Annotated in this window: 25 protein-coding genes and 2 riboswitches; of the genes, 15 read left to right on the top strand and 10 right to left on the bottom strand. The window is 72.0% G+C overall.

All coding sequences use genetic code 11. From position 1 onward, the window contains the following. Positions 1-107 precede the first annotated feature (107 nt). Positions 108-461, top strand: a complete 354-nt coding sequence (erpA, locus tag J5Y04_RS11630) for an iron-sulfur cluster insertion protein ErpA (protein WP_209411899.1) — start codon at positions 108-110, stop codon at positions 459-461. 75 nt (positions 462-536) lie between these two features. Here the strand turns inward: erpA and J5Y04_RS11635 are convergent, their stop codons facing one another. Both J5Y04_RS11635 and J5Y04_RS11640 read right to left on the bottom strand, forming a co-directional pair. Further along, complete coding sequence (locus J5Y04_RS11635; protein WP_209411900.1) at positions 537-1,277, bottom strand: hypothetical protein; 741 nt, start codon at positions 1,275-1,277, stop codon at positions 537-539. 150 nt (positions 1,278-1,427) lie between these two features. Continuing rightward, positions 1,428-1,664, bottom strand: coding sequence for a hypothetical protein (locus tag J5Y04_RS11640; RefSeq protein ID WP_209411901.1), 237 nt, complete (start codon positions 1,662-1,664; stop codon positions 1,428-1,430). Between the two features lie 247 nt (positions 1,665-1,911). Here J5Y04_RS11640 and J5Y04_RS11645 point away from each other — a divergent pair, with 247 nt between their 5' ends. Further along, positions 1,912-2,889, top strand: coding sequence for a carbohydrate kinase family protein (locus tag J5Y04_RS11645; RefSeq protein ID WP_209411902.1), 978 nt, complete (start codon positions 1,912-1,914; stop codon positions 2,887-2,889). A 34-nt stretch (positions 2,890-2,923) separates the two neighbouring features. Here J5Y04_RS11645 and J5Y04_RS11650 read toward each other — a convergent pair whose 3' ends face one another. Further along, positions 2,924-4,327 (bottom strand): aminotransferase class V-fold PLP-dependent enzyme, encoded by a 1,404-nt coding sequence (locus J5Y04_RS11650; RefSeq protein WP_307853066.1) that lies wholly within the window; start codon positions 4,325-4,327, stop codon positions 2,924-2,926. A 368-nt stretch (positions 4,328-4,695) separates the two neighbouring features. Here J5Y04_RS11650 and coxB point away from each other — a divergent pair, with 368 nt between their 5' ends. The 4 genes from coxB to J5Y04_RS11670 all read left to right on the top strand — a co-directional run bounded on the left by coxB (position 4,696) and on the right by J5Y04_RS11670 (position 9,166). Then, complete coding sequence (gene coxB / locus J5Y04_RS11655; protein ID WP_209411904.1) at positions 4,696-5,550, top strand: cytochrome c oxidase subunit II; 855 nt, start codon at positions 4,696-4,698, stop codon at positions 5,548-5,550. Next, positions 5,547-7,322, top strand: a complete 1,776-nt coding sequence (gene ctaD, locus J5Y04_RS11660; protein WP_209411905.1) for a cytochrome c oxidase subunit I — start codon at positions 5,547-5,549, stop codon at positions 7,320-7,322. The genes coxB and ctaD overlap by 4 nt, the downstream gene beginning before the upstream one ends. Continuing rightward, the gene (locus J5Y04_RS11665) at positions 7,322-7,738 is read left to right on the top strand and encodes a cytochrome c oxidase subunit 4 (protein WP_209411906.1); all 417 of its coding nucleotides are present in this window, start codon (positions 7,322-7,324) and stop codon (positions 7,736-7,738) included. Before ctaD ends, J5Y04_RS11665 begins: the two co-directional genes overlap by 1 nt. A gap of 168 nt (positions 7,739-7,906) precedes the next feature. Further along, entirely contained in the window at positions 7,907-9,166 is a 1,260-nt protein-coding gene (locus J5Y04_RS11670; protein ID WP_209411907.1) for an Ig-like domain-containing protein, read from the top strand. A gap of 18 nt (positions 9,167-9,184) precedes the next feature. On the opposite strand, the gene J5Y04_RS11675 is transcribed toward J5Y04_RS11670, so the two are convergent. The 5 genes from J5Y04_RS11675 to J5Y04_RS11695 all read right to left on the bottom strand — a co-directional run bounded on the left by J5Y04_RS11675 (position 9,185) and on the right by J5Y04_RS11695 (position 14,023). Next, positions 9,185-9,571, bottom strand: coding sequence for a GntR family transcriptional regulator (locus J5Y04_RS11675; RefSeq protein ID WP_209411908.1), 387 nt, complete (start codon positions 9,569-9,571; stop codon positions 9,185-9,187). Between the two features lie 114 nt (positions 9,572-9,685). Next, positions 9,686-11,347 (bottom strand): ubiquinol-cytochrome c reductase cytochrome b subunit, encoded by a 1,662-nt coding sequence (locus J5Y04_RS11680; RefSeq protein ID WP_209411909.1) that lies wholly within the window; start codon positions 11,345-11,347, stop codon positions 9,686-9,688. Further along, on the bottom strand, positions 11,344-12,399 hold the full coding sequence (locus tag J5Y04_RS11685; RefSeq protein WP_245204677.1) for a ubiquinol-cytochrome c reductase iron-sulfur subunit: 1,056 nt from the start codon (positions 12,397-12,399) through the stop codon (positions 11,344-11,346). Before J5Y04_RS11685 ends, J5Y04_RS11680 begins: the two co-directional genes overlap by 4 nt. Before the next feature lie 8 nt (positions 12,400-12,407). Next, positions 12,408-13,217, bottom strand: a complete 810-nt coding sequence (locus J5Y04_RS11690; protein ID WP_209411911.1) for a c-type cytochrome — start codon at positions 13,215-13,217, stop codon at positions 12,408-12,410. 185 nt (positions 13,218-13,402) lie between these two features. After that, positions 13,403-14,023, bottom strand: a complete 621-nt coding sequence (locus J5Y04_RS11695) for a heme-copper oxidase subunit III (RefSeq protein ID WP_073923280.1) — start codon at positions 14,021-14,023, stop codon at positions 13,403-13,405. Between the two features lie 396 nt (positions 14,024-14,419). Here J5Y04_RS11695 and J5Y04_RS11700 point away from each other — a divergent pair, with 396 nt between their 5' ends. From J5Y04_RS11700 to J5Y04_RS11710, 3 genes are all read left to right on the top strand, one after another. Continuing rightward, positions 14,420-14,845, top strand: coding sequence for a hypothetical protein (locus J5Y04_RS11700; RefSeq protein WP_209411912.1), 426 nt, complete (start codon positions 14,420-14,422; stop codon positions 14,843-14,845). 172 nt (positions 14,846-15,017) lie between these two features. Then, a complete protein-coding gene (trpD, locus tag J5Y04_RS11705; RefSeq protein ID WP_209411913.1) occupies positions 15,018-16,094 on the top strand; it encodes an anthranilate phosphoribosyltransferase in 1,077 nt (358 codons plus the stop codon). Positions 16,095-16,226: 132 nt separating this feature from the next. Continuing rightward, positions 16,227-16,344, top strand: a riboswitch (SAM riboswitch). A gap of 50 nt (positions 16,345-16,394) precedes the next feature. After that, a complete protein-coding gene (locus J5Y04_RS11710) occupies positions 16,395-17,771 on the top strand; it encodes an aminotransferase class V-fold PLP-dependent enzyme (RefSeq protein ID WP_209411914.1) in 1,377 nt (458 codons plus the stop codon). Positions 17,772-17,814: 43 nt separating this feature from the next. On the opposite strand, the gene J5Y04_RS11715 is transcribed toward J5Y04_RS11710, so the two are convergent. Next, a complete protein-coding gene (locus tag J5Y04_RS11715) occupies positions 17,815-18,096 on the bottom strand; it encodes an Lrp/AsnC ligand binding domain-containing protein (RefSeq protein ID WP_030240061.1) in 282 nt (93 codons plus the stop codon). Positions 18,097-18,137: 41 nt separating this feature from the next. After that, complete coding sequence (locus tag J5Y04_RS11720) at positions 18,138-18,920, bottom strand: rhomboid family intramembrane serine protease (protein WP_209411915.1); 783 nt, start codon at positions 18,918-18,920, stop codon at positions 18,138-18,140. Positions 18,921-19,168: 248 nt separating this feature from the next. Here J5Y04_RS11720 and J5Y04_RS11725 point away from each other — a divergent pair, with 248 nt between their 5' ends. From J5Y04_RS11725 to J5Y04_RS11750, 6 genes are all read left to right on the top strand, one after another. Further along, positions 19,169-19,429: a hypothetical protein gene (locus tag J5Y04_RS11725; RefSeq protein WP_148645478.1), complete on the top strand. Its 261-nt coding sequence runs from the start codon at positions 19,169-19,171 to the stop codon at positions 19,427-19,429. 240 nt (positions 19,430-19,669) lie between these two features. Then, on the top strand, positions 19,670-21,067 hold the full coding sequence (locus tag J5Y04_RS11730) for an NYN domain-containing protein (RefSeq protein WP_209412098.1): 1,398 nt from the start codon (positions 19,670-19,672) through the stop codon (positions 21,065-21,067). Between the two features lie 210 nt (positions 21,068-21,277). Further along, the gene (locus J5Y04_RS11735; protein WP_209411916.1) at positions 21,278-22,321 is read left to right on the top strand and encodes a C40 family peptidase; all 1,044 of its coding nucleotides are present in this window, start codon (positions 21,278-21,280) and stop codon (positions 22,319-22,321) included. A gap of 326 nt (positions 22,322-22,647) precedes the next feature. Next, a riboswitch (cyclic di-AMP (ydaO/yuaA leader) is annotated at positions 22,648-22,802 on the top strand. Between the two features lie 10 nt (positions 22,803-22,812). After that, entirely contained in the window at positions 22,813-23,964 is a 1,152-nt protein-coding gene (locus J5Y04_RS11740) for an NlpC/P60 family protein (protein WP_209411917.1), read from the top strand. 225 nt (positions 23,965-24,189) lie between these two features. Next, a complete protein-coding gene (locus J5Y04_RS11745) occupies positions 24,190-25,254 on the top strand; it encodes an NlpC/P60 family protein (protein ID WP_209411918.1) in 1,065 nt (354 codons plus the stop codon). Between the two features lie 140 nt (positions 25,255-25,394). Continuing rightward, positions 25,395-26,447, top strand: a complete 1,053-nt coding sequence (locus J5Y04_RS11750) for a hypothetical protein (protein ID WP_209411919.1) — start codon at positions 25,395-25,397, stop codon at positions 26,445-26,447. Positions 26,448-26,478 lie beyond the last annotated feature (31 nt).

Raw genomic sequence — 26,478 nt, forward strand, 5'->3', positions numbered from 1 at the left:
ATTCCGCCGCAGAAGACCGCCGAAACACAACGCCGTACCGGAAATGAAACCGGACGGCCGTCGGTTGGCACTGGCGGCAGACCGTCGTCAAGACCGGGAGAAAGCAGATGACCGTCCAGGACGAGACCACCGTCGAGAGTGGCATCCTCCTTACCGATGCCGCCGCGGCCAAGGTCAAGGGCCTGCTGGAGCAGGAGGGCCGCGAAGACCTCGCTCTGCGCGTCGCCGTCCAGCCCGGTGGCTGCTCGGGCCTGCGTTACCAGCTGTTCTTCGACGAGCGTTCGCTCGACGGCGACGTGATCAAGGACTTCGACGGTGTGAAGGTCGTCACCGACCGGATGAGCGCCCCGTACCTCGGTGGCGCCACCGTCGACTTCGTGGACACCATCGAGAAGCAGGGCTTCACGATCGACAACCCGAACGCCACCGGCTCCTGCGCCTGCGGCGACTCGTTCAGCTAGTCGGCAGACGGCGAAGGCGGCCCCGGGAGTTCCCGGGGCCGCCTTCGCCGTTTCCGCGGGCGTGCCCGCCGGCCGCTACCGGCCGCTGACGTCCGGGGTCGCCGGGTCGGGCCCGACGTGCGGGTCCGTCTCCAGCGGCACCTCCTGGCCGGTCGCGAGGTCGCTCACTCCCCGGCCCGCCAGCGGCTGCTTCAGGTCCACGGACACCGTCTGCCGCTTGGCCAGCTCGGCGCAGGCCTGCCCGGCCGGAACCGGCGCCGCCAGCGTGACCCGGACGTCCACCCGGCCCGGCTTGGACTCGTCGGCCTTCAGCGCGTACCGCTCGCAGACCCCGCCGTAGAACCAGACCGTCAGCTTGTTGCCGTCCGCCCGGTAGGAGATCGCGGGGCGGACCGCCTTCCCGGCCCCCTGCCCGTTCGGGTCCGGCTCACCGACCGCGATGCCGTTGCCCTGGGGACTGGCCGAGGGCGGCTGCGGGTCGGCCGGCTGCGCGGTCGACGAGGGCCCGGGGCCGGGCGTGAACGTCGACGGGCCGGACGACGGGGGCGTGGCCGGCGTGGTGGCGGCGGCGGAGGGCGCCGCGGGGGAGGACGGCGAGGACGGGCTGCCGGAGGACGGCGTCACAGCCGCCGCCGCGGGCTGCGCCGACCCGGTGGCCGAGTCGGAGGCCGACTTGCCGCTCCCGTCGCACCCGGCCACCGTGACCGCCGCCGCCAGCACCAGACCCGCCAGGGCCGCCGCCCGCCGCCCGCGCGACCGGACGGCGGGTGCACCGCCGGTGCGCCGGGGCGTCGGCTCCAGATCCAACAGATCCATCTGAACATCCTCCCGAGGGCTCAGCGGCACCGCCTCCTCGGCCGTACCGCGCGGATGTGACGTGCCCCGGACCAATCCGGTTCCCGTCCGTCCGCCGCTCCGTTCCGGCCCTTGCGCCGGCCCGTCCACGGGGCCGCCCCCCGGGGCGGTTCAGATGCCGTATTCGGCCATCCCGGCGACCAGCCGCTGCGCCCCGGAGGAGACCCGGAAGCCGGCCCGGGCGGGGGCGATCGGCTCGGGACCGGTGGCCAGCAGCGGCCAGAACCGCCGCAGCTGCCGGGAGGAGTCCACCAGCGCGTCCAGGGTCTCGCCGTCCGCGTCGCCCTTCAGGGCAGGCGGAACGCGCAGGTGGGAGTGGCCGGGCTGCAAGTGGTCACTGGGCATCATCGGCGATCGCTCCGATCCACGTGCCGCGGCCGCACTGCCACGGCTCGGACAGGGCCGGACCCGGCCCCTGGCAGCGACCCTAGGCCGACCACCCGGCCCCCACCAGAGCTACCCGGGGGTAGTACACGTTCGACGGTGGCCGGTGCCAATCCCGCCGGTCTTGCCGCCGCCCGCCCCCAGCCGGGTACCGTGGGTGGGTTCACCCCCTGCTTTCCGTGGCCACGCCGCCATCCTGAGGAGACCTTCCGTGCGTATCGCCGTCGCCGGCTCGATCGCCACCGACCACCTGATGACGTTCCCCGGCCGGTTCGCCGAGCAGCTCGTCGCCGAGCAGCTGCACACCGTGTCGCTGTCGTTCCTGGTCGACACCCTCGACATCCGCCGGGGCGGTGTCGCACCGAACATCGCCTTCGGCATGGGTGTGCTCGGGCTGCGTCCGATCCTGGTCGGGGCCGCCGGTGCGGACTTCGCCGAGTACCGCAGCTGGCTGGAGCGCAACAACGTCGACTGCCAGTCGGTCCACATCTCCGAGACGCGGCACACCGCCCGTTTCATGTGCACCACGGACGAGGACCACAACCAGATCGCCTCGTTCTACACCGGGGCGATGGCCGAGGCCCGCAACATCGAGCTGAAGCCGATCGCCGACCGCGTCGGCGGCCTGGACCTCGTGCTGATCGGTGCCGACGACCCGCAGGGCATGGTCCGCCACACCCAGGAGTGCCGCACCCGCGGCTACGCCTTCGCGGCCGACCCCTCCCAGCAGCTGGCCCGCCTGGACGGCGAGGACATCCGGGAGATCGTCGACGGCGCCGCCTACCTCTTCACCAACGAGTACGAGGCCGCGCTGATCGAGAGCAAGACCGGCTGGGACGCCGACGAGCTGCTCACCCGGGTCGGCACCCGGGTCACCACCCTCGGCAGCAAGGGCGTGCGGATCGACCGCAAGGGCGAGCCCCCGGTGATCGTCGGCTGCGCCCCCGAGGACTCCAAGGTCGACCCGACCGGTGTCGGCGACGCCTTCCGCGCCGGCTTCCTCGCGGGCCTCTCCTGGGAGCTGGACCTGGAGCGCTCGGCCCAGCTCGGCTGCATGCTCGCCACCCTGGTGATCGAGACCGTCGGCACCCAGGAGTACGAGCTGCGCCCCGCCACCTTCCTGGAGCGCTTCGAGGGCGCCTACGGCGCCGAGGCCGCCGCCGAGATCCGCGCGCACCTGGTCAAGTAGTCCGCGGGCCCGTGCGGCAGGCCGGCCGGCAGGCTCAGGCCGTGCGCCGCACCAGGTAGGCCGAGCCCCGGTCGCCGCCGTACCCGGCGGCCGGGGCCTCGCCCAGGTACTCCTGCCCGCGCATCCCGCACCAGGCCGGGATGTCCAGCCGGGCGGCCTCGTCGTCCGCCAGCACGGCGACCGTCCCGCCCGGCGGCACCTCGCCGATCCGCCTGGCCAGCTCGATGACGGGCAGCGGGCACCGCTTGCCGAGCGCGTCGACGACGAGCGTCGGCGCCTCCTCCTCCTCCGGCCGTGCGGCCGCCGCCGGGGCGGACAGGTCCAGCCCGAGCGGGGCGCGGACCCGGGCCACCACGTCCGGCAGGACGGCGAGGAAGCGCTCGACGTCCGCCTCGGCCGCGCCGAACGGCAGCGAGACCCGGACGTTGCCCTCGGTGAGGACGCCCATCGCCGCCAGCACATGGCTCGGCGTCAGGGTGGAGGAGGTGCAGGACGAGCCCGAGGAGACCGCGAAGCCGGCCCTGTCCAGCTCGGTCAGCAGCACCTCGCCGTCCACGTACAGGCAGGAGAAGGTGACGAGGTGCGGCAGCCGCCGTACCGGGTCGCCGACCACCTCCACCTCCGGCACCAGCCGGGGCACCCGGGCCCGGATCCGTTCGACGAGGGCGTGCAGCCGGGCGTTCTCCCGGTCGGCCTCGGCCCGGACGGCCCGCAGCGAGGCGGCCGCGGCCACGATCGCCGGGACGTTGACGTAGCCCGGTACCCGGCCGCTCTCGCGCTCGTCGGCCGGCAGCGGCGAGGCGTACCGGACGCCCTTGCGCACCGCCAGCACCCCGACCCCGGCGGGCCCGCCCCACTTGTGGGCACTGGCCGTCAGCACGGACCAGCCCGCCGGGACGTCCAGCCGCCCGGCGCTCTGCGCGGCGTCGACCAGCAGCGGCACGTCGCCGCAGAGCGCGGCCGTCTCGGCCACCGGCTGAACCGTGCCGACCTCGTGGTTGGCCGACTGCAGCACGGCGAGCGCGGTGTCCGGCCGCAGCGCCGCCGCGAACTCCCCGGGGGTGACCCGCCCGTGGCGGTCCACCGGGACCACCGAGACGGTGCCGCCGGCGGCCTCGTGCCGCTCGGCGGTGTGCAGCACGCTGGAGTGCTCGACGGCGGAGTGCACCAGGTGCCCGCCCCGCCGCCGGTGCCCGGCCAGCGCGCCGAGCACGCCCAGCTGCACCGCCTGCGTGCCGCTCGCCGTGAACGCGATCTCGTCCGGCCGGGCGCCGAGCACCCCGGCGACCGTCTCGCGGGCGGCGTCCAGCAGCATCCGGGCCTGCCGGCCGGAGCGGTAGAGCCGTGCGGGGTCGGCCCAGCCCTCGTCCAGGGCGGCGGTCAGCGCCTGCCGTGCGACGGGGTGGAGCGGTGCGGTGGAGGCCACATCGAAGTACACGGTCACATTTAACGACACACCCGGGTGTATTCCAGGCGCCTTCCCGCGCTCACCGGCCGTCAGTCGATCAACCCGAATGTCCGATTCGTCCGCATCCGACGGACCGTCACCCACGTTGCCCGAGGTCATCCCCCGGTCGGGTGTACGGACCTCGAATGCCTACGATGACCTGCGGCGCAGCCCTTGCCGGGCCTGATCGGGCGACCGGGCGGCGCGTTACCGGGACCTGCCCGTCAGCAGCGCATAAGGCTGGAGTAGGGTTTGGCCCGCATAAGCATTCAAACCGTGCCCGTGGACGGGTCGCCGGGGAGGCTCACAATCCTCCGCGGGGCGACGCGAAGGCGGGCGAGACTTCGGGAAGGCGCTACGTGAGTCCCAACGGCTCCGACCGCTCGCCGCGGCGCACGATGCGGCGGAAGCTGCCTCAGGCGCTGGCACTGGGCCTCGTCATCGCGACCGCCACCGGCTGCTCGGCCAACGACCTCCCCAGGCTTGGCATGCCAAGCCCCGTCACCGTGGAAGGACCCCTGGTCCTCCACATGTGGCAGGGGTCCTGGATCGCGGCACTGGTGGTCGGCGCACTGATGTGGGGTCTGATCATCTGGAGCGTGATCTTCCACCGGCGCAGCCGCACCGGCGTGGAGATCCCCCCGCAGACCCGGTACAACGTGCCCATCGAGGCGCTTTACACCGCGGTCCCCATCATCATCGTCTCGGTTCTGTTCTACTTCGTCGCCCGCGACGAGTCGAGGCTGACCTCCGTCTCCGAGAAGCCCCAGCACACGGTCAACGTGGTGGGCTTCCAGTGGAGCTGGGCGTTCAACTACGAGAACACCGAGAACCCCGACCCGGCCAACAAGGACGCCGCGTACGACGTGGGCACTCCCGCGGAGATGCCGACGCTGTGGCTGCCGGTCAACGAGTCGGTGCAGTTCCGGCTGACCTCGCGTGATGTCATCCACGACTTCTGGCCCATCAACTTCCTGATGAAGATGGACGTCGTGCCGGGCGTGGTGAACACGTTCGAGGTCACCCCGAACGTCAAGGGCGAGTACGACGGCAAGTGCGCCGAGCTCTGCGGCGTCGACCACTCGCGCATGCTGTTCAAGGTCAAGGTCGTCGACCGCGCCGACTACGACAAGCACCTGGCGGACCTGCGGGCCAAGGGCCAGACCGGCGCGTTGCCCTCCGGCATCACGACCATGGGAAGTGAAGAGAAGTGACCATCCTCAACGAGCCCGCCGCGGCCGGCGGGGGCGCCGGGGCCGTCACGGTCGGGGCGCAGCGGACCCGGAAGCCGGGTTCGACCATCATCAAGTGGCTGACCACCACTGACCACAAGACGATCGGCACGCTCTACCTGGGCACGTCGTTCGCCTTCTTCCTGATCGGCGGCATCCTCGCGCTGGTCATGCGCGCCGAGCTGGCTCGTCCCGGGACCCAGATCCTGTCGAACGAGCAGTTCAACCAGGCGTTCACGATGCACGGCACGATCATGCTGCTGATGTTCGCGACGCCGCTCTTCGCCGGCTTCGCGAACTGGATCATGCCGCTTCAGATCGGCGCCCCGGACGTGGCGTTCCCGCGTCTGAACATGTTCGCGTACTGGCTGTACCTCTTCGGCTCGACCATCGCGGTGGCCGGCTTCGTCACCCCGCAGGGTGCGGCCGACTTCGGCTGGTTCGCCTACTCCCCGCTGTCGGACGCCGTCCGCTCGCCGGGTGTCGGCGCCGACATGTGGATCATGGGTCTGGCCTTCTCCGGCTTCGGCACGATCCTCGGTGCGGTCAACTTCATCACCACGATCATCTGCATGCGCGCGCCCGGCATGACGATGTTCCGGATGTCGATCTTCGTCTGGAACGTCCTGCTGACCGCCGTGCTGGTCCTGCTGGCCTTCCCGGTGCTGGCCGCCGCGCTGTTCGCCCTGGAGGCGGACCGCAAATTCGGGGCACACGTCTTCGACCCGGCCAACGGAGGGGCGCTGCTCTGGCAGCACCTGTTCTGGTTCTTCGGCCACCCCGAGGTGTACATCATCGCGCTGCCGTTCTTCGGCATCGTGTCGGAGATCATCCCGGTCTTCAGCCGCAAGCCGATGTTCGGTTACTCCGGCCTGATCGCGGCCACCATCGCGATCGCCGGTCTGTCCGTCACCGTGTGGGCCCACCACATGTACGTGACCGGACAGGTGCTGCTGCCGTTCTTCTCCTTCATGACCTTCCTGATCGCGGTCCCGACCGGTGTGAAGTTCTTCAACTGGGTCGGCACCATGTGGAAGGGCTCGCTGAGCTTCGAGACGCCGATGCTGTGGACGGTCGGCTTCCTGGTCACCTTCCTCTTCGGTGGTCTGACGGGTGTTCTGCTCGCCTCCCCGCCGATCGACTTCCACGTCTCGGACTCGTACTTCGTCGTCGCCCACTTCCACTACGTGGTCTTCGGCACCGTCGTCTTCGCGATGTTCGCCGGCTTCCACTTCTGGTGGCCGAAGATGACCGGCAAGCTGCTGGACGAGCGCCTCGGCAAGATCACCTTCTGGACGCTGTTCATCGGCTTCCACACCACCTTCCTGGTGCAGCACTGGCTCGGCGCGGAGGGCATGCCCCGCCGCTACGCCGACTACCTGGCCGCCGACGGTTTCACCACCCTGAACACCGTCTCGACCATCGGCTCGTTCCTGCTCGGCCTGTCGATCCTGCCGTTCCTCTACAACGTCTGGAAGACCGCCAAGTACGGCGAGAAGGTCGAGGTCGACGACCCGTGGGGCTACGGCCGCTCGCTGGAGTGGGCGACCTCCTGCCCGCCGCCGCGGCACAACTTCCTCACGCTGCCCCGGATCCGCTCCGAATCCCCGGCCTTCGACCTCCACTACCCGGAGATCGCCGCGCTGGACTACCTGGAGAACCACGGTGAGCCGGCCAAGCACCTCGCCGGCGTGACCCCGGCCAAGTACGACGCCCCGAAGCTGGGCAAGGGCAAGAAGGAAGGCGACGCCTGATGAAGGAACAGGGCAAGATCTTCCTCGGCTTCGCGGTCTTCATCCTCGTGATGGCGATCACCTACGGCCTCTGGACGAACCACTCCGAGCACGGGATCGAGGCGGCCGGCACCACCGCGCTGTTCCTCGCCTTCGGGCTCTGCGCCTTCATCGGGTACTACCTCGCCTTCACCGCCCGCCGGGTGGACAGCGGCGCCGGTGACAACCCCGAGGCCGAGGTCGCGGACGACTCCGGTGAGCTGGGCTTCTTCGCCCCGCACAGCTGGCAGCCGCTCTCGCTCGCCATCGGTGGCGCGCTCGCCTTCATGGGCGTGATCTTCGGCTGGTGGCTGCTGTACTGGTCGATCCCGGTCATCCTGATCGGCCTCTTCGGCTGGGTCTTCGAGTTCTACCGGGGCGAGAACCAGAACCAGTAGTTCCCCCCTCTCGCACAGGGCCGGGCTTCCCGCACGGGATGCCCGGCCCTGTTGCGTCCCCGGAGTGAGGCCCTCACTCCGGTGGGTCAACGGCGGGTCCCCCGGATGTCGCTCTTCCGCCCCTCGTTCCTACGATCTGATCAATCGTGCGAACCCTCGGAGGCGGTCATGGCCGACAGGCGCGGAATCGCAGGCATAGGCAGCATCTCGCTGGCCCTCGCAGTGCTGGCCCCGCTGGCCGCCTGCACATCCGGCGGGGACGGCGCCGTGGGCACCGTCCACAAGGTCGACGCGGCCCCGCTGGTGCACCTCTCCGCCGAGGGCAAGGTGGACCCGTCCCAGCCCGTCACGGTGACCGCCGTGCCCGGCAGCCGGCTCACCGACGTCACGGTGCTCGGCCCGGACGGCCGGGTGGTGGCCGGGAAGCTCTCGGAGGACCAGCGCAGCTGGCAGACCACCGGGCGCCTCAAGGCGGCCACCGACTACACCGTCAGGATCGCCGCCGACGACGGCAACGGCGGCCGCGGCGAGACCACCGCGGGCTTCTCCACCCTCGCCGCCCAGCGGCTGCTCACGGCCAAGCTCGGCCCGGACTCCTCCGGCAGCGGCCTCTACGGTGTCGGCCAGCCGCTCACCGTGCAGCTCTCCGAGGCGGTGAAGGACCCGCAGGCCCGCCAGGAGGTCGAGCGCGCGCTGACCGTCACCTCGCAGCCCGCCGTCACCGGCGGCTGGTACTGGGTGGACGACAAGAACGTGCACTTCCGCCCCGAGGAGTACTGGCCGGCCGGGACGACGGTCAGCCTGGCCTTCGACGCCACCGGCAGCCGGATATCCGACGGCCTGTACGGCGGCGACCGTGCCGCCCTGGCGCTGCGGATCGGCGAGCGGGTCGAGTCGGTGGTGGACGCCGCCGCCCACGAGCTCACCCTGAAGCGCGCCGGCGAGGTCGTCCGGACGATCCCGGTGACCACCGGCAAGCCCGGCTTCGACACCCGCAACGGCATCAAGGTGGTGCTCGGCCAGGAGCGCCAGGTGCGGATGAGCGGCGAGACGATCGGCATAGCCGCCGGCAGCTCGGAGTCCTACGACCTCAACGTGGAGTGGGCCACCCGGGTGACCTGGAGCGGCGAGTACGTGCACGCCGCGCCCTGGTCGGTGGGTTCGCAGGGCGTCGCGAACGTCAGCCACGGGTGTACCGGCATGAGCACCGAGAACGCCAAGTGGTTCTACGACAACACCCGGGTCGGTGACCTGGTGACGGTGGTCAACAGCCAGGGCGCGAGCATGGAGCCGTTCGGCAACGGCTTCGGGGACTGGAACGTCACCTGGACCGACTGGGTCAAGCACAGCGCCCTCGGACAGCCCGTCAGCACGACCCCGCCGGCCTCCCGGGCCCCCGCCAGCGGGATCATCCGCCCGGAGATCTGACGGCCCCCGCGGGGGCGTTCAGCCCTCCCGGCCCGGCGCCTCCTGGTAGGCCAGTCGCAGCGCGGTCTCCACGGCCGCCAGGGCGTCCGCGTACGGCACCCCGAGGCGCCGGGTCCGCCCGGCGTACTCGGCGGCGGCCGCGGCGGCCAGCCGGTGGCCCGTGTCGCCGACGGCGGCGATCAGGGTGCCGCGCCGGCCGTGGGTCTCCACCACCCCGTCGCCCTCCAGCTCCCGGTAGGCCTTGGCGACCGTCCCCGCCGCCAGCCCCAGCTGCTCGGCCAGGGCCCGGACGGTGGGCAGCCGCAGCCCGGTCGGCAGCTCACCACTGCGGGCCTGCTCGGCGATCTGGGCCCGGATCTGCTCGAACGGGGGAGTGGCGGAGGCGGGGTCGACGAACAGCTCCACGAGGGCTCCTGACGATGGGGTGAGGGACGGGACGGATACGGCAAAGCCCGAGGGCCGCCGACCAGAACGGATTCTGGTCGGCGGCCCTCGGGGTGACGCGGGGTGCGTACGGGATCAGTGGTGGCCGTGGCCGCTGGTGATCTCGTGGTGCTCCTCGGCGGTCGGCTTGGGGATCTGGCTGCCCTCGCCGAAGTAGCCGCGGGAGAGCTTCGCCCGGGTGCGGGTGAGGACGCCGGCCTTGCGGGCCACGCCGTTCTCGTCCGTCTCGGACGGCAGCTCGAACGGCTGCTGCTGCTCGTGCGAGGTGAGCTTGTGCAGGTCGCCCTGCGGCAGCTGCGCGTGCACCTCGATGAACTCGCCGTGCGGCAGGCGCTTGATGACGCCGGTCTCGCGGCCGTGCAGCACCTTCTCCTTGTCACGGCGCTGGAGGCCGAGGCACCAGCGCTTGGTGATGATGAAGGTGAGGACCGGCACCACGAAGAAGCCGACCCGGACGAAGTACGTGACGTCGTTGAGCGACAGGTGCAGGTGGGTCGCGAAGAGGTCGTTGCCACCGGCGACCAGCAGCACCAGGTACAGGCTGATCCAGGCGGCACCCAGCGCGGTGCGGACCGGGGCGTTGCGCGGGCGGTCCAGGATGTGGTGCTCGCGCTTGTCGCCGGTGATCCAGCCCTCGATGAAGGGGTAGGCGGCGATCGAGACCAGGACCAGCGGGAAGACCACCATCAGCGGGATGAAGACACCCAGGTTCAGGGTGTGGCCCCAGAGGCTGATCTCCCAGCCCGGCATGATGCGGATCAGGCCCTCGGAGAAGCCCATGTACCAGTCCGGCTGGGCGTCCGTGGACACCTGGTCGGGGCGGTACGGGCCGTACGCCCAGATCGGGTTGATCGAGCAGACGGCCGAGATGACCGCGATCAGACCGAAGACCAGGAAGAAGAAGCCACCGGCCTTGGCCATGTAGACCGGCATCAGCGGCATGCCGACGACGTTCTTCTCGGTCTTGCCCGGGCCCGCCCACTGGGTGTGCTTGTGGTAGAAGACCAGGATCAGGTGCGCGACCAGCAGGCCGAGCATGATGCCCGGGATCAGCAGGACGTGGATGGTGAAGAACCGCGGCACGATGTCGTGGCCGGGGAACTCGCCCCCGAACAGGAACATCTGGATGTAGGTGCCGATCAGCGGGGTCGCCAGGACGGCGCCCTCCATGAACCGGATGCCGGTGCCGGAGAGCAGGTCGTCGGGCAGCGAGTAGCCGAAGAAGCCGTCGAACATGCCCAGGACCAGCAGCAGGAAGCCGAAGACCCAGTTGATCTCACGCGGCTTGCGGAACGCGCCGGTGAAGAAGACGCGCAGCATGTGCACGAGCATCGCGGCCACGAAGACCAGCGCGGCCCAGTGGTGGATCTGACGGACCAGCAGACCGCCGCGGACCTCGAAGCTGATGTCCATCGTCGACGCGTACGCCTCGGACATCGGGATGCCCTTGAGCGGGACGTACGAGCCGTCGTAGATGACCTCGCCCATCGAGGGCTTGAAGAAGAGCGTCAGGTAGACGCCCGTCAGGATGATGATGATGAACGTGTAGAGGCAGATCTCGCCCAGCATGAAGGACCAGTGGTCCGGGAAGATCTTCCGCAGGTTGGCCTTGGCGAGGGAGTAGATCCCCAGCCGGCCGTCCGTCCAGTCAGCGGCCTGCTCCCACTTGTTGGCGGGCTTGGCGCGCGTGCTGGCCGGCTTGGAGGCACCGGAGGTGGTGCTGCTCGCGCTACTCATCGAGCACGCTCCCAGTAGCTCGGGCCGACGGGCTCGTCGAAGTCGCCGTTGGCGACCAGGAAGCCCTTCTCGTCAGTGGTGATCTTCAGCTGCGGCAGCGGGTGGCCCGCCGGGCCGAAGATGACGCGCGCGCCGTCCGCCAGGTCGAAGGTCGACTGGTGGCAGGGGCAGAGCGCGTGGTGGGTCTGCTGCTCGTAGAGGCTGATCGGGCAGCCGACGTGGGTGCAGATCTTCGAGTAGGCGAGGATGCCCTCGAAGCCCAGCTCCGCGGACTTCTCGTCCTTGATGTCCTCCGGCGCGATGCGCACCAGCATCAGGGCGTCCTTGGCGATGCGCTGCTGGAAGTCCTCGTCGTGGGTGTGCAGGCCCTCCGGCATCGCGAAGGTCAGCGACCCCTGGATGACGTCCTCGGCCTTCATCGGCAGGTTGGTGTTCATGTTGATCAGCTGCAGCGGCTTGGCCGGGGTGGCCTCGATCCAGCCGGTGTGCTCCAGCTTGTCCTCGGGCAGCGGGCCCAGGTCGCGCAGCAGCACGACGCCGGAGAGCGGCACCAGGGCCATCGAGCCGATCAGGGTGTTGCGGATCATCTTGCGGCGGCCGAAGCCGGACTCGGCGGCACCGGTCTTGAACTGCTCGATGACGTCGTTGCGGACCTCGTCGTCGGCCTCGATCGGGTGGCGCTCGGCCGGGATCTCGTGGTCCGACATCAGGGTGCGGGCCCAGTGGACCGCGCCCGCGCCGATCATGAACAGCGCCACGCCCAGGGTCAGGCCCAGCGCGAAGTTCATCGCGCTGATGTGACCCAGCGGGAAGACGTAGATGATCTTGTCCGGGTCGATGGCCACGTAGGAGGCGATGAAGCCGATCGTGGCGAGCATCGAGACCACGAACATCAGCGAGACCTGGCGCTCCGCGCGCTTGGCGGCCCGCTCGTCGATGTCGGTGCGACGCGGTTCGTGGGCCGGCAGGCCCGGGTCGGCGAACGGATCGCCGTGGGCGGCCACCTCGTGGTGCCCTGCGGAGCCGTGCGACTCCGGGAGGTTCTCTGACATGTCGTGGCTCATGACTTCTTGGCCTTGGTGGTGTGGGCGGCGACCCAGATCGCGACCGCGATGAGCGCGCCGAGACCGAAGATCCAGCCGAACAGGCCCTCGGTCACCGGACCGAGGCTGCCGAGCGTGAGACCACCGGGGTTCGGCTCATCGTTGGTGGTGTGGCGGACGAAGGCCACGATCTGCTTCTTCTGCTCCTCGGGCATGGTGGTGTCCGGGAACGACGGCATGTTCTGCGGGCCGGTCTGCATGGCCTCGTAGATGTGCTTGGCGTCCACACCCTCCAGCGACGGGGCGTACTTGCCCTTGGTCAGGGCACCGCCCTGGCCGGCGAAGTTGTGGCACTGGGCGCAGTTGGTGCGGAACAGCTCGCCACCCTTGGACAGGTCCTCGGGGTTGGTCGAGGTGTACTGCTCCTCCCTCGGAATCACCGGGCCGGGGCCGAGCGAGGCCACGAAGGCGGCGAGCTGGTCGATCTCCGCCTGCGAGTAGATGTCCTTCTTGCGCGGCACCTGGGCGCCGGGCTGCTGGGCCGGCATGCGGCCGGTGCCGACCTGGAAGTCGACCGCGGCGGAGCCGACGCCGACCAGGCTGGGACCGTCGCTGCTGCCCTGGCCGTTCAGGCCGTGGCAGGAGGAGCAGCCCACGGCGAAGAGCTTCTTGCCCTCATCGATCGCGAGCGACTGCGCGGCGACGTCGGCCTGCGCCTTGTCGGCGGGCGCGAACGCGGCGTACAGCCCCCCGGTTGCCGCCAGGGCGAGAAGTAGGACGACCAGCGCCGCCAATGGGTGGCGCCGTCGTGCGGAGAGCTTTTTCACGGAATAACCCCGGTGTCAGGATCTGGTCGACTGGTGGGTGCACCCGGCGGCCGGTCTGGCCGGCACGAGGCTGCCTGTCTAGGGCTGCGCGCGCGGTCGGTCGGTGGGAGCGTCGGCACCGGCAAAGAGGCCCGTCGCCGGTGAGGGCGGGGGCCCGGCCGGTGGCCAGCGACCTGATCAGCTGGTTACTTGATCAGGTAGATGGTCGCGAACAGGCCGATCCACACGACGTCGACGAAGTGCCAGTAGTACGACACCACGATCGCGGCGGTGGCCTGCTCGTGAGTGAAGCGCTTGGCTGCGTACGTCCGTCCCAGGACCAGCAGGAAGGCGATCAGACCACCCGTCACGTGCATACCGTGGAAGCCGGTGGTGAGGTAGAACACCGTGCCGTACGGGTCGGAGGACAGCGAGAGGCCGTCCTTCTTGACCAGCTCGGTGTACTCGAAGATCTGGCCGCCGATGAAGATCGCGCCCATCACGAACGTGATGACGAACCACGAGCGGAGCTTCTTCACGTCCCCGCGCTCGGCGGCGAAGACGCCGAGCTGGCAGGTGAGCGAGGAGAGCACCAGGATCGTGGTGTTGACCGAGGAGAAGGGCACGTTGAGGGCGTGCGCCTTCTCGCTCCAGAACTCGGCTCCCTTGACGGAGCGGAGCGTGAAGTACATCGCGAAGAGGGCCGCGAAGAACATCAACTCGGAACTGAGCCAGACGATCGTTCCGACGCTGACCATGTTCGGCCGGTTGACCGATCCGTGCGCGTGCCCGGTTTCTACTGCTGTTGCTGTCGCCACGACGGACATTATGTCGGTCCCTTATTCCGTCTTCACGCCGGGGGGTGTCCCTCGGAGTGTCCGGTGCGTGCGGTATGCCCCAGTGGGACCCGACGGGGCGTCCGGATGGGGGCTGAGCAGCGGCGTGTCCCTTTTCTGACGGTTCCTCGAAGGCCCCTTCGACCCCGTTGCCCTGCGTGTCGCTGCACGGCCGCCGGGGCCGCGGGGGGTAAGGGGACCGGCCGTTGCGTCGGCCGTACGGGTGGACTGCACCGTCGGGGGTGACGCGAGGTCCTCCGGGCGGGTGAGTCCTGGGCGCGGCGGCTTGAGAACGATCGCGCGGGACGGCCTCGGCGGCCGGTGATCGGGAGTAGCATCCGGTGCAGGCGAACGTGGTCCGGATCACACTTTGAGGGAGCAGGGCCCATGGCGTACACGACCGACGAGACGCTGACCGTTCTCGTTTACAGCCACGACCGCAACACGCGCGAGCAGGTGCTGACGGCGCTCGGCCGCCGGCCCGCCGCGGATCTGCCGGAACTGACCTACCTGGAGTGCGCGACGACCCCCGCGGTGCTGAAGGCGCTGGAGAAGGGGGGCGTGGACCTCTGCGTGCTGGACGGCGAGGCGGTGCCGGCCGGCGGGCTGGGACTCGGACGGCAGCTGAAGGACGAGATCTACGGCTGCCCGCCGGTGCTGGTGCTGATCGGCCGGCCGCAGGACTCCTGGCTGGCCGCCTGGAGCCGGGCCGATGCGGCGATCTCCCGCCCGGTGGATCCGGTGGCGCTGGCCGAGGCCGCCGCCACACTGCTCCGGGCCCGGCTGGCGAAGCGGGCGCCGGCCACCCGGTAGCGACGGCCGACCCGCCGGCTCCGGCCACCCGTAAGAGGGGTCGCGGCACGGCGCGCATCTCACCAGGAGAGAAGAAGGGTCGCGGCGGGACGGCGGCGTCCCGCCGCTCGATAGGCTGGCTCCAACCCTACGGAGATCCCTTTCCGGGAAGCGACGAGAGCTGGAGTCAGCCATGGTGAACGTGAACCCTGCGAACGGCGGCAAGGACCCCGTGCAGGTGGTCCGCACCTGGCCGGACATCCTGTCCGCACTGCTGCGGGGCGAGGACCTGGCCCAGGCGGACGCCGCCTGGGCGATGGACCGGATCATGAGCGGCGAGGCCTCCCCGGCCCAGGTGGCCGGCTTCATGGTCGCGCTGCGGGCCAAGGGCGAGACGGTCGGCGAGATCGCCGGTCTGGTGGACGCGATGTACGCGCACGCCGAGCCGCTCTCCATCCCCGGCCCGGCGGTGGACGTCGTCGGCACCGGTGGCGACCGCGCCAAGACCGTCAACATCTCGACCATGTCGGCGATCGTCGCGGCGGCGGCCGGCGCCAAGGTGGTCAAGCACGGCAACCGGGCCGCCTCCTCGGCGAGCGGCTCCTCCGACGTGCTGGAGAAGCTGGGCATCGCCCTCGACCTGTCCGCCCGGCGGGTGGCCGAGGTGGCCGAGGAGATCGGGCTCACCTTCTGTTCCGCCGCCATGTTCCACCCGTCGATGCGGCACGCCGCGACGGCCCGGCGCGACCTCGGGGTACCGACCGCGTTCAACATCCTCGGTCCGCTGACCAACCCCGCCAGAGTGACGGCCCACGCGATCGGCTGCTTCGACACCCGGCTGGCCGGGCTGATCGCCGGCGTGCTGGCCCGGCGCGGCTCCAGCGCGCTGGTCTTCCGCGGCGACGACGGCCTCGACGAGCTGACCATCACCACCACCTCGCGGGTCTGGATCGTGCGCGGCGGCGAGGTCACCGAGACCACCTTCGACCCGCGCGAGCTCGGCATCGAGCTGGTCGGCATCGAGGCGCTGCGCGGAGCGGACCCGGCGTACAACGCGGACGTCGCCCGCCGGCTGCTGGCCGGGGAGCGCGGGCCGGTGCGGGACGCCGTCCTGCTGAACACGGCGGCGGCGCTGGTCGCGTTGGAGCTCACCGACGCGCCGCTCGCCGGGCAGCTGGCGGCGGGCATGGAGCGGGCCGCGGCGGCCGTCGACTCGGGCGCCGCGCTGGAGCTGCTCAAGCGCTGGTCGGAGGCGACCGGCAAGGCCTGACGGGTTGTCGGGGGCCCGCGGGAGGCTGCTCCCGCGGGCCCCTTCGCACGCTCCCGGCACCCGGGAACGGCGCTGTCCGGATGGTGGAACCCTGTTTGACCCCCCGACGGACGCGACCTAGAGTCGTCGCCAGGTCATGAGTGACAGCGTCAAGCCCCAGCTTGCTGTCCGGCAACCCTCCGTCCGTGGCGGGGTGCCCTGGGTGAGGACCGGGTCCCGCGGCAATCCGTCCGCGTGACAAGCGCGGACGCCGGCTGACACGCACTCCCGGGGTCCTCTCCCCAGAAGGAGTGCATCCTCATGTCCCTCGCCACCGAGATCTGCGCCCCCCTCGCCGTCCTGGGCCACGACGTCCAGGTCCCGCTCGCCAGCGGCGAGAAGGTCGGCTACGCGGCCCTCGACTACGCCGCCAGCTCCCCGGCGCTCCAGCGGGTCTGGGACGACGTCGCCGCCTACGCCCCCTACTACGGCAGCGTGCACCGCGGCGCCGGCTACCTCTCGCAGCTCTCCACCGACCTGTTCGAGCAGAGCCGCCGCACCGTCGCCGAGTTCCTCGACCTGCGCGAGGGCGACCAGGTGGTCTTCACCCGGGCCACCACCGACTCGCTGAACCTGCTGGCCGGCGCCGTCCCGGCCGGCACCCGGGTCTTCGCCTTCGAGACCGAGCACCACGCCTCGCTGCTGCCCTGGGCGCACGCCGGGCTGGACGTCACCTACCTGCGCGCCCCGCGGTCGCGGGCGGAGGCCGTCGCCGCCCTGGACGCCGCGCTCGCCGGGGCCCCCGAGGGCCCCAGGCTGCTCTGCGTCACGGGTGCCTCCAACGTCACCGGTGAGCTCTGGCCGGTCGCCGAACTGACCGCGACCGCCCACCGCCACGGCGCCCGGGTGGTGCTGGACGCCGCCCAGCTCGCCCCGCACCACCGGGTCTCGGTGCGCGAGCTGGACGTGGACTGGATCGCCTTCTCCGGGCACAAGATCTACGCGCCCTTCGGCGCCGGGGTGCTGGCCGGGCGCGCCGACTGGCTGGACGCGGCCGAGCCGTACCTGGCCGGCGGCGGCGCCACCCGTACGGTGGCCCGGGAGACCGACGGCTCGGTGGCCGTCCAGTGGCACACCGGCCCGGCGCGGCACGAGGCGGGCTCGCCGAACGTGATCGGCGCCTACGCCGTCGCCTCGGCCTGCCGGGCGCTGACCGAGGCCGGCTTCGACGCGCTGGAGGCCCGCGAGCAGCAGCTGATCGCGCGGCTGACGGCCGGCCTGGCGGAGGTCCCGCAGGTCAAGGTGCTGAACCTGTTCGGCGCCGGCTCCGCCCGGGTGGGCGTTCTCTCCTTCGTCGTCCAGGGCTGGAACAGCTCGCACTTCTCGGCCGCGCTCTCCGCCGAGTACGGCATCGGGGTGCGCGACGGCCTGTTCTGCGCGCACCCGCTGGTGCGCACCCTGCTCGGCGAGGAGTCCGGCGTTGCTCCCGGTCCGGTTTCCGCGTGCGGTGCGCCCGAGCCGTCGCTGCCGGGCGAGCGGAGCCTGAACGCGATCCGGGTCAGCTTCGGTGCCGGTACCCCGGACGAGCACATCGAGCGCTTCCTGACCGCAGTCCGCGAGCTGGTCACGGACGGCGCGGCCTGGAACTACCGCAACGAGGGCGGCCGGTGCGTCGTGGACACCCGCCGGGAGGGCTGAGGACCCGTCGGGAGGGGCTGAGCACCCGTCGGCCGGCCGGGCCCTACTCGTCGAGGCCGAGCGCGAAGGCGGCCTCCAGGTCGTGCTGGGAGTAGGTGCGGAAGGCGATCTGGGTCTCGGTGTGGGCCACGCCCGGGACCTTGTTCAGCCGGCCGGGGATCACCTCGGCCAGGTCGTCGTGCCGGCGCACCCGCACCATCGCCACCAGGTCGTAGCCGCCGGTGACCGAGTAGACCTCGCTGACGCCCTCGATGGCCGCGATCGCCTCGGCGATCTCCGGGATGCGGTCGACGCTGGTCTTGATGAGGACGATGGCGGTGATCACTGTTCGCGCTCCTTTGTGAGGTGCGGCCAGGGTATCGGGCGTCAGCCGGGCGGGCGCGGGGGGCGGGTGGCCAGCGTGCAGGCGTAGAGGAAGCCGGCCGAGAAGCCGATCACGTGGACCAGGTAGGCCACGCCCGGCCCGGCCGAGTGCACCGACCACCACTGCAGGGCGAACCAGAGGCCGAGCACCAGCCAGGCCGGGAACCGCAGCGGAAGGAGGAGCAGGAGCGGGACGAGCGTGGTGACCCGGGCGCGCGGGTGCAGCCGCAGGTAGGCGCCGAGGACGGCCGAGATCGCCCCCGAGGCGCCGATCAGCACCCGGGTCGCGTCCGGCGAGTGCGCCTCGGCCAGCGCGAAGCCGTACGTCGCCAGTGAGCCGGCGGCCAGGTAGAAGAGGGCGAAGCGGGCCCGGCCGAACCGTTCCTCGACGGTGGGTCCGAACACGTACAGGAAGAGCAGGTTGCCCAGCAGGTGCAGCCAGCCGGCGTGCAGGAACAGCGCGCTGAGCACGGTGAGCGCCGGGTGCTTGCCGGGGGTCGGGCGGGCCGGGCATCCGGGCACCGGGTCGGGGGCCTCGGCGAGCTGTCCGGCGGTCAGCGGGCGCCCGGCCAGCAGCTCGGCCGGGACGGCGCCCCAGCGCTGCTCGTACCGCTGCTCCGCGCAGACCCGGTCCTGGCCGCGCCCGTACAGCGGGTTGAGCCCGGCGGCCGGGCCGAGCAGGAACACCAGGGTGTTGAGCGCGATCAGCGCGTAGCAGACGGCCGGGACGGCGGCGGCCGGGCGCTCGCCCGGCGCACCGGTGTGGTCGAGGACCGGGATCGCCATGCAGCCAAGCATCCCTCCGCCCGGCCCGGGCGGCACGGGGCTTACGGCAGGTGGGCTAGGGGGTGTCCGGTACCCGCCGGGCAGGGGGTTCGCGGTCCTGCCGAGGGGGTCCAATGGTCGAAACCGGTGGCCGGGACGGTTGCCCCAGGCAATAGGCTTGGGGCGGGCATTCCCGCCTCCCGCCGCCGATGCCGGGGCTCCGGGGGGAGCGCCTGAGCCCACCCAGGGACCACCCGAGAGGACCCCCGATGACCGTCCCCGCCCTGACCGCCGAGACGCGCTGGCGCTGCACCCTGTGCGGCAACCTGACCCGCTTCGACGTGACCCGTTCCGCCCGGCTGACCGAGTTCCTCCACTTCGACCTGGCCGGCGAGTCCAAGGTCGAGGAGACCGAGGTGCTCAGCGAGACCATCGAGTCGGTGCGCTGCCGCTGGTGCAACGCGGTGGACCAGGTCGAGTTGGTGGCCCGCCCGGGGGCCGAGGAGAACGAGGCCTCGGAGCAGGGTTGATGCCCGGCCCGTGCGGCGGGCGGCGGTGCGGGGCACGGCCGCCCGCCGCACGGGACAATACAGACAGAGCGCACGGAGCGTGACGACGAGGACGGCCGCCGTTGGCCGTGCCGATGGACCAGGATCGGAGCCGAGGACGTGGTGGACGCAGCGAAGGAGCCCGCCGGGCCGCAGGGGCGGCAGCCCGCTGTGGACGCGCAGGCGCCGGACGCGGCCGAGACAGCCCCGGCAGGCGCCCCGGTGTCGGACGGGACGGCCGGTGCCGAGGAGCCCGGCGGCGACGAGCCGGCGGCAGAGCAGGCCGACGGGGGGGTCGCGGAGCGGGCGGCGGAGCGGCTCGACCGGCCGCTGCCCGAGGGCGTGCGCCGCCGGGTGGTCGGCCTCGCCGCGGACGCGCTCGGCGGGCTGCCGCCCGGCGAGCTGCCGCAGACGCTGCGCCAGTACGCCAAGTTCACCCCGGCCCGGCGGGCCAAGTACGCGGCCACCGCGCTGGCCGCCGCCCTGGAGTCCGAGCCGGCCTTCCGGGTGCGGATAGCGGAGCGGCTGCGGCTGGGCCAGCCCGATCTGGTCAAGGCGCTGGAGTCGGGCAGCGTGCCCGGGGCCGCCGATCCGCTGGACGTCGCCGCCGCCGCCTACCTGGTGCGCTCCGCGGGCTGGAGCCGGCTGGTCGCCGAGGCCGGCGAGGAGGCGGAACGGGCCGGTGCCGAGGGCGCCGCCGCCGAGGCGGCCCGGCTGGTGGAGAAGCTGCAGGCGGAGCTGGCCGAGGTGCGCTCCGCCGCCCGGGCCGATCTGGACCGGCAGCGGACCGAGTCCGAGGACGTCCGCAAGGAGGCGGACTCGCTGCGCCGCAAGCTCCGCTCGCTGGAGAGCGACACCCGCCGCGCGCAGGCCGAGACCCGCCGGCTCGGCGCCGAACTGGAGGCGCTGAAGGCGCAGTCCGCCGCCGAGCGCAGCGCGGGCGAGAGCGAGGCGCGCCGGCTGCGGCACCGGATCTCCGAGCTGGAGAACGCCGTCGAGCAGGGCCGCCGGTCCGCCCGCGAGGGGCGCAGCGTCGAGGACATGCGGCTGCGGCTGCTGCTGGACACGGTGCTGCAGTCGGCGCAGGGCATCCAGCGGGAGCTGGCGCTGCCGGTGTCACAGATCCGCCCGGCCGACCTGGTGGAGGCCGTGGTGCCGGGGTCGGCGTCGCCGCACGACGTGGCCCGGCGCGGGCTGGCGGAGGACGATCCGGCGCTGCTGGACCAGCTGCTGGCGATCCCGCAGGTCCACCTGGTGGTGGACGGCTACAACGTGACCAAGACCGGCTATCCGGCACTGCCGCTGGAGCAGCAGCGGATCCGGCTGCTGGGCGGGCTGGCGATGCTGGCCCAGCGCACCCAGGCGGAGGTCACCTGCGTGTTCGACGGGCAGGACCTGGACGTGCCGGTGATCATGGCGCCGCCGCGCGGGGTCCGGGTCCGCTTCAGCCGGACCGGGGAGACCGCGGACGAGCTGATCCGCCGCCTGGTGCGGGCCGAGCCGCAGGGCCGTCCGGTCGTGGTGGTCTCCACGGACCGGGAGGTCGCCGACGGCGTGCGGAAGGCGGGCGCGCGCCCCGTGGCCTCGATTCTGCTGCTGAACCGGCTGGCCCGGCCGTAGGCTGTTGCAGGCCCTTCGCGACGGGGATGACGCCTGGTCAGCGCCCGGTTTGCGGTGGTGTGGGGATCTTGTGAAGTCAGGGCGGCGGGCCGGAGTTCACGCCATCGGGGGAGTGGCGCAAAGCCTGGATCTTCACTAGGGTCTGGCGTCAAACCTATTTTCCGGATTCTCACTCGATCGGGTGAGTCCGTTGGAAGAAGGAGCCGGTCCTTGGCCTCCCACCGCCGTCCCAAGCAGCCGAGCCGCGCGCGGGTCTCCGTGCTCACCGCTGCCGCGGCGACCGCGGTCGCCCTGTCCGCCCAGGTCGCCGCCCACGCGGCGCCCAGCCCGTCCCCCAAGAAGGAGGACGTGAAGGCGCAGATCGACCAGCTCCAGGAAGAGGCGGAGCAGGCGACCGAGAAGTACAACGGCGCCAAGGAGCGGGCCGACCAGCTCCGCAAGCAGTCCGACCAGCTCCAGGACCAGGTGGCACGCGGCCAGGACCAGATGACCCAGCTTCAGGGCGGTCTGGCGGCGGTGGCCGGCGAGCAGTACCGCTCCGGCGGCATCGACCCGTCCGTGCAGCTGATGCTCACCTCCGACCCGTCCGGCTACCTGGACAAGGCCTCCAGCGTGGAGCAGGCCAGCTCCAGCCAGGCCGACGCGCTCAAGGGCCTCCAGGACCAGCAGCGCCGGCTGGACCAGCAGAAGGCCGAGGCGGCCGCGATCCTCGCCTCGCTGGACAGCACGACCAAGGACCTCAACCAGTCCAAGGCCGACGTCAACCAGAAGCTCAAGGCCGCCCAGGACCTGCTGAACTCGCTCAGCGCGGCGGACCGGGCCGCCCTGAAGGCCGCCCAGCAGCAGGAGGACCGGGCCTCGCGCGGCAGCGAGCGGGCCGACCTGGGCAGCCTGCCGCAGGGCAGCGGCATGGCCGGTGCCGCCGTCGCCAACGCGATGAGCAAGCAGGGTTCGCCGTATGTCTGGGGTGCCACGGGGCCGAGCGGCTTCGACTGCTCCGGCCTGATGGTCTGGGCGTACGGGAAGGCCGGCGTCTCGCTGCCGCGCACCTCGCAGGCCCAGGGCAACTACGGCACCCGGGTGCCCTCGCTCGCCGAGGCCCAGCCCGGCGACCTGATCATCTACCGCGACGACCGCAGCCACGTCGGGATGTACATCGGCAACGGCATGGTCGTGCACGCCCCGCACACCGGCGACGTGGTGAAGGTGATGAAGGCCGACGCGATGAAGATCAACACCATCCGCCGGGTCTGACGGACCGGCACGCCCGAGGGCCGGGATGCGGCCCTGTGATCCGCGCCACCTCCGGACGGGGGTGGCGTCGGCGTTTCCGGCCGCACGGTGACAAGCGATCAGCTCCGTGTGCGGCGCTGGTCACGCCCGGTCATATTCACAAATGAACTTGGGTATTCTCCCGTCTTTTTTCTGACAAGGATTTGAACGGATCACGGTTCTGTTACTAGGGTCGTGTCTCGAACCACCGCACAGTCGATCACCCAGCCTGGGTGGCGGCGGGGGTTTACCGCCGAGTTCGTCGAAGCAGCGGGACGGGTCGCACGACTCGTCCGACGGGGAGCCCCGTAGTCGGGGCGCTGTGGAGCGGAGCCGGGGAACCATGTTCCTCCGGGGTGAATCGGCGCCAGGTCGGCCGCTGGAGCGGCCGGTGAGGCGTCGTAGGGCATGCTTCCGGCCCGAACCCGTCAGCTCACCCGGTAGGCGGGCGTTGGAAGAAGGAGTCCGCCTTCGTGGCGTCCCATCGTCGTCCCAAGCCTGCCGGCCGCGCCCGGGTCTCGATCATGACCGGTGTCGCCGCGGCAGCCGTCGCCCTCTCCGCGCAGTCCGGCGCCCACGCCGACCCGACGCCGACCAAGGACCAGGTCAAGGAGCAGGTCGACCAGCTCAACGAGCAGGCCGAGCAGGCGACCGAGAAGTACAACGGCGCGCAGGCCAAGCAGCAGGAGCTGCAGAAGCAGGTCGGCGAGCTCCAGGACAAGGTGGCCCGTCAGCAGGCGTCGGTGATCGAGGCCCAGGGCGGCCTCGCCGAGATCGCGGGCGAGCAGTACCGCAACGGCGGCATATCGTCCACCGTCCAGCTGATGCTCTCGTCCAGCCCCGACAACTTCCTGAACCAGGCCGGCGCCCTGACCCAGGCCAGCAGCACCCAGTCCGGCGCGCTGAAGGACCTCCAGGAGCAGCAGCGCAAGCTCGACCAGGACCGCAACGAGGCCCAGGCGAAGCTCGGCGAGCTGGAGTCGACGACCCAGCAGCTGAAGGCGTCCAAGGAGGACGTCCAGGCGAAGCTGGCCAAGGCCCAGGACCTGCTCAACACGCTGACCGAGCAGGAGCGCCAGGCGCTGCGCGCGGCCGAGGAGAAGGCCGCCGCCGAGGCGAAGGCGAAGGCGGACGCCGCGAAGGCCGACGCCAAGGCCAAGGCCGACGCCGACCGCGCCTCCCGCGACAACGCCCGCACCGACCTCAGCGGTTCGTCGTCCTCGACGCCGGCGGCGAGCAAGCCCGCCGCGCCGTCCGCGCCCGCCGCCAACGGCTCGCGCGCCGCCGCCGCGATCGCCGCCGCCGAGAGCAAGCTCGGTGCGCCGTACGTCTACGGTGCCACCGGCCCGAGCTCCTTCGACTGCTCCGGCCTGACCGGCTGGGCCTACGCCCAGGCGGGCGTGTCGCTGCCGCGCACCTCGCAGCAGCAGGCCGGCGCCGGGACCAACATCGGCACCAACATCGCCAACGCCCAGCCCGGCGACCTCATCATCTACCGCGCGGACGCCAGCCACGTCGCCCTGTACGTGGGCGGCGGGCAGGTCATCCACGCGCCGAAGCCCGGCGCGGTGGTCCGGTACGAGACCGCCACCATGCTGCCGATCTCGGCCATCGTGCGCGTCTGATCCGCATCAGCCCCGGCAGGCCCGGTCTCCCTTCGCGGGAGGCCGGGCCTGCGGCTTTTCCGGTGGATCGGCCAAATATCCGATTGGGAGTCAAATATTCGGGTTGGGAGGGGTTTGGACTCGATCGCCCGGACTCGCTAACGTCTGCCACCGGACTCCCGCTCCAGAGCCGCCCGCCCCCGGTGCGGCGGCGGGGCCGGGCCGCAGGACAGGAGCCACCGTCGCATGGCCGTGCACCGCCGTTCCCCGCTGTCAGGTGCGCACGCGCTCGCCCGTGCGCTGGTGCTGACCGCGGCGGCCACCACCGTGCTCGGCATGGCCACCGGCGGCACGGCCCAGGCCGCGCCGGGCTCGCCCGACGCACCGTCCGGCCTCAAGGACGTCAGGACACAGGTCGAGCAGCTCTACGACGAGGCCGAACAGGCCTCGGAGCGGTACAACGCTGCGCTCGACGCACAGCAGCGGCTCCAGCACCAGACCGGCGACCTCCAGCAGCAGGTCGCCGTCGCCCAGGACGAGCTCAACCAGCTGCGCGGCGACCTCGCCACGGTGGCCGGAGCCGAGTACCGCGGCGGCGGCATGGCGCAGACCGCCCAGCTGATGCTCTCCGCCGACCCCGAGGGCTACCTCTCCAAGGCCCGCACGCTGGACCAGGCGGCCGAGCGGCAGAACGAGACGCTGCACGAGGTGGTGGCCCGTCAGCGCCGGCTCGACCAGCGCCGCGCCGAGACCTCCGCCAGGCTCGTCGAACTGGACCAGACCCGCCGCGCCCTCGCCGAGAGCAAGCAGCAGATCCAGCAGCGGCTGGCCAAGGCGCAGAAGCTGCTCAACAGCCTGGGCGCCGGCGAACGGGCCCGGATGGCCGCCCAGGACGCCCGCGAGGCCGAGCAGCGTGCCACCCGGGGCACCGACCGGCTCGACCTGGGCACCGCCCCGCCCGCGTCCGAACGCGGCGCCGCCGCGCTGGCCGCCGCCGTGAGGATGATCGGCTCGCCCTATGTGTACGGATCCACCGGGCCCCGCGCGTTCGACTGTTCCGGTCTGATGTACTGGAGCTGGCGGCAGGCCGGAGTGACCCTGCCGCGCACCTCGCAGGCCCAGGCGTACGCCGGCCGGCGGGTCGGCATCTCCGACGCACGACCGGGAGACCTGGTGATCTTCTACCGGGACATGCACCACGTCGGCATGTACGCCGGCGGCGGGGTGATCGTGCACGCCCCGTACCCGGGGGCGAAGGTCCGGTACGAGAGCGTCAACGCGATGCCCGTCGCGGGGGTGATCCGGCTCTGAGCCGGTCCGGCCCGACCCCCTCCTCCGCCGACGCCGGGGCACGCCGCTGCGCGCTGTCCCGGCGCGGTGCGCTGCTGCTCGCCGCCGGCGGGCTGGCGCAGCTCTCGCTGCCCGGGGCCGCCCCGGCGGCACCCGCCCGGGTGGCGGACCACCGGGCCGAGGTGGAGGCGCTGCTGGCCGCACGGGCCCGGGCGCTGGCCGCCGGGCCGCCCGCGCTGCCGCTGGCCGAGGCGGTCTACCGCAACCTCGTGCTCGGCCCGGCCGGCACGCCGGACCGGCTCACCGTCACCGCCGAGCTCGCCGTGCGGGTGGCCGGGTACGACGAGTACCCCGTGGTCCACCCCCGCCGGCTCACGCTGCTGCGCGCCGCCGACGGCTGGCGGGTCGAGCGGGAGGAGGGCGCGGGCGGACCGCCGCCGCTCTGGGACCTCGGCACCGTCACGGCGGTCCGCGGCGAGCGCGCCCTGGTGCTCGGCGTGGCCGGCGGGCCGGACCCGGCCGGCCCGGCCGCCGTCGCCGACCGGGCCGTCGTGGCCGTCGCCGGGCTCTGGGGCACGGGCTGGGCGAACCGGCTGCTGCTGGAGGTGCCCGCCACCGAGGCGCAGTTCGCCCGGCTGCTGGAGGCCGAACCGGCCGCCTGGAGCGCCATGGCGGCCGTCACCACCGCGGCGCCGGGCGCGCCCTGGCACACCCCGGCCGATCGGGTCGTGCTCAACCCGCAGGCGTACGGCGGGCTCAGCGACTTCGGCCGCCAGGTGGTGATCACCCACGAGGCCGTGCACGTGGCGACCCGGGCCGACACCCGCGCCTGGACGCCGCTCTGGCTCTCCGAGGGCGTCGCCGACTGGACCGGCTACCGGGGCTCCGGCCGCTCCCCGCGGCAGATCGCCCCCGAGCTGGCCCGCGACGTCTCCGCCGGGAGGCTGCCCTCGGCGCTGCCCGCCGACCAGGACTTCACGGCGGGGGCGGCCGGCATCGCCCAGGCCTACGAGCAGGCCTGGCTGGCCTGTGAGCTGATCGCCCGCCGGTACGGGCCCGAGCGGCTGGCCGCCCTCTACCGCGCGGTCGGGGCGGCGGGCCGGGGCGCCGACCGGGAGCAGCTGCTGGACCGTGTGTTCCGGGCCGAACTGGGCCTCGGCCTGGCCGAGTTCACCGGCCTCTGGCTCGCCGAGGTCCGGCGGCTGGGGGAGTAGGGTCCGTCTTCAGACTCCCGCCTGCCTGGCG

The sequence above is a fragment of the Kitasatospora sp. RG8 genome (genome assembly GCF_017813315.1).
Lineage (GTDB): Bacteria > Actinomycetota > Actinomycetes > Streptomycetales > Streptomycetaceae > Kitasatospora.

What these genes read in the sequence shown, in the direction of transcription:
- erpA (WP_209411899.1), top strand. Translation starts at nt 108, where the DNA reads ATGACCGTCCAGGACGAGACCACCGTCGAGAGTGGCATCCTCCTTACC.
- J5Y04_RS11635 (WP_209411900.1), bottom strand. Translation starts at nt 1,277, where the DNA reads ATGGATCTGTTGGATCTGGAGCCGACGCCCCGGCGCACCGGCGGTGCA.
- J5Y04_RS11640 (WP_209411901.1), bottom strand. Translation starts at nt 1,664, where the DNA reads ATGATGCCCAGTGACCACTTGCAGCCCGGCCACTCCCACCTGCGCGTT.
- J5Y04_RS11665 (WP_209411906.1), top strand. Translation starts at nt 7,322, where the DNA reads ATGAAGGAACAGGGCAAGATCTTCCTCGGCTTCGCGGTCTTCATCCTC.
- J5Y04_RS11670 (WP_209411907.1), top strand. Translation starts at nt 7,907, where the DNA reads ATGGCCGACAGGCGCGGAATCGCAGGCATAGGCAGCATCTCGCTGGCC.
- J5Y04_RS11680 (WP_209411909.1), bottom strand. Translation starts at nt 11,347, where the DNA reads ATGAGTAGCGCGAGCAGCACCACCTCCGGTGCCTCCAAGCCGGCCAGC.
- J5Y04_RS11685 (WP_245204677.1), bottom strand. Translation starts at nt 12,399, where the DNA reads ATGTCAGAGAACCTCCCGGAGTCGCACGGCTCCGCAGGGCACCACGAG.
- J5Y04_RS11695 (WP_073923280.1), bottom strand. Translation starts at nt 14,023, where the DNA reads ATGTCCGTCGTGGCGACAGCAACAGCAGTAGAAACCGGGCACGCGCAC.
- J5Y04_RS11700 (WP_209411912.1), top strand. Translation starts at nt 14,420, where the DNA reads ATGGCGTACACGACCGACGAGACGCTGACCGTTCTCGTTTACAGCCAC.
- trpD (WP_209411913.1), top strand. Translation starts at nt 15,018, where the DNA reads ATGGTGAACGTGAACCCTGCGAACGGCGGCAAGGACCCCGTGCAGGTG.
- J5Y04_RS11710 (WP_209411914.1), top strand. Translation starts at nt 16,395, where the DNA reads ATGTCCCTCGCCACCGAGATCTGCGCCCCCCTCGCCGTCCTGGGCCAC.
- J5Y04_RS11720 (WP_209411915.1), bottom strand. Translation starts at nt 18,920, where the DNA reads ATGGCGATCCCGGTCCTCGACCACACCGGTGCGCCGGGCGAGCGCCCG.
- J5Y04_RS11725 (WP_148645478.1), top strand. Translation starts at nt 19,169, where the DNA reads ATGACCGTCCCCGCCCTGACCGCCGAGACGCGCTGGCGCTGCACCCTG.
- J5Y04_RS11745 (WP_209411918.1), top strand. Translation starts at nt 24,190, where the DNA reads ATGGCCGTGCACCGCCGTTCCCCGCTGTCAGGTGCGCACGCGCTCGCC.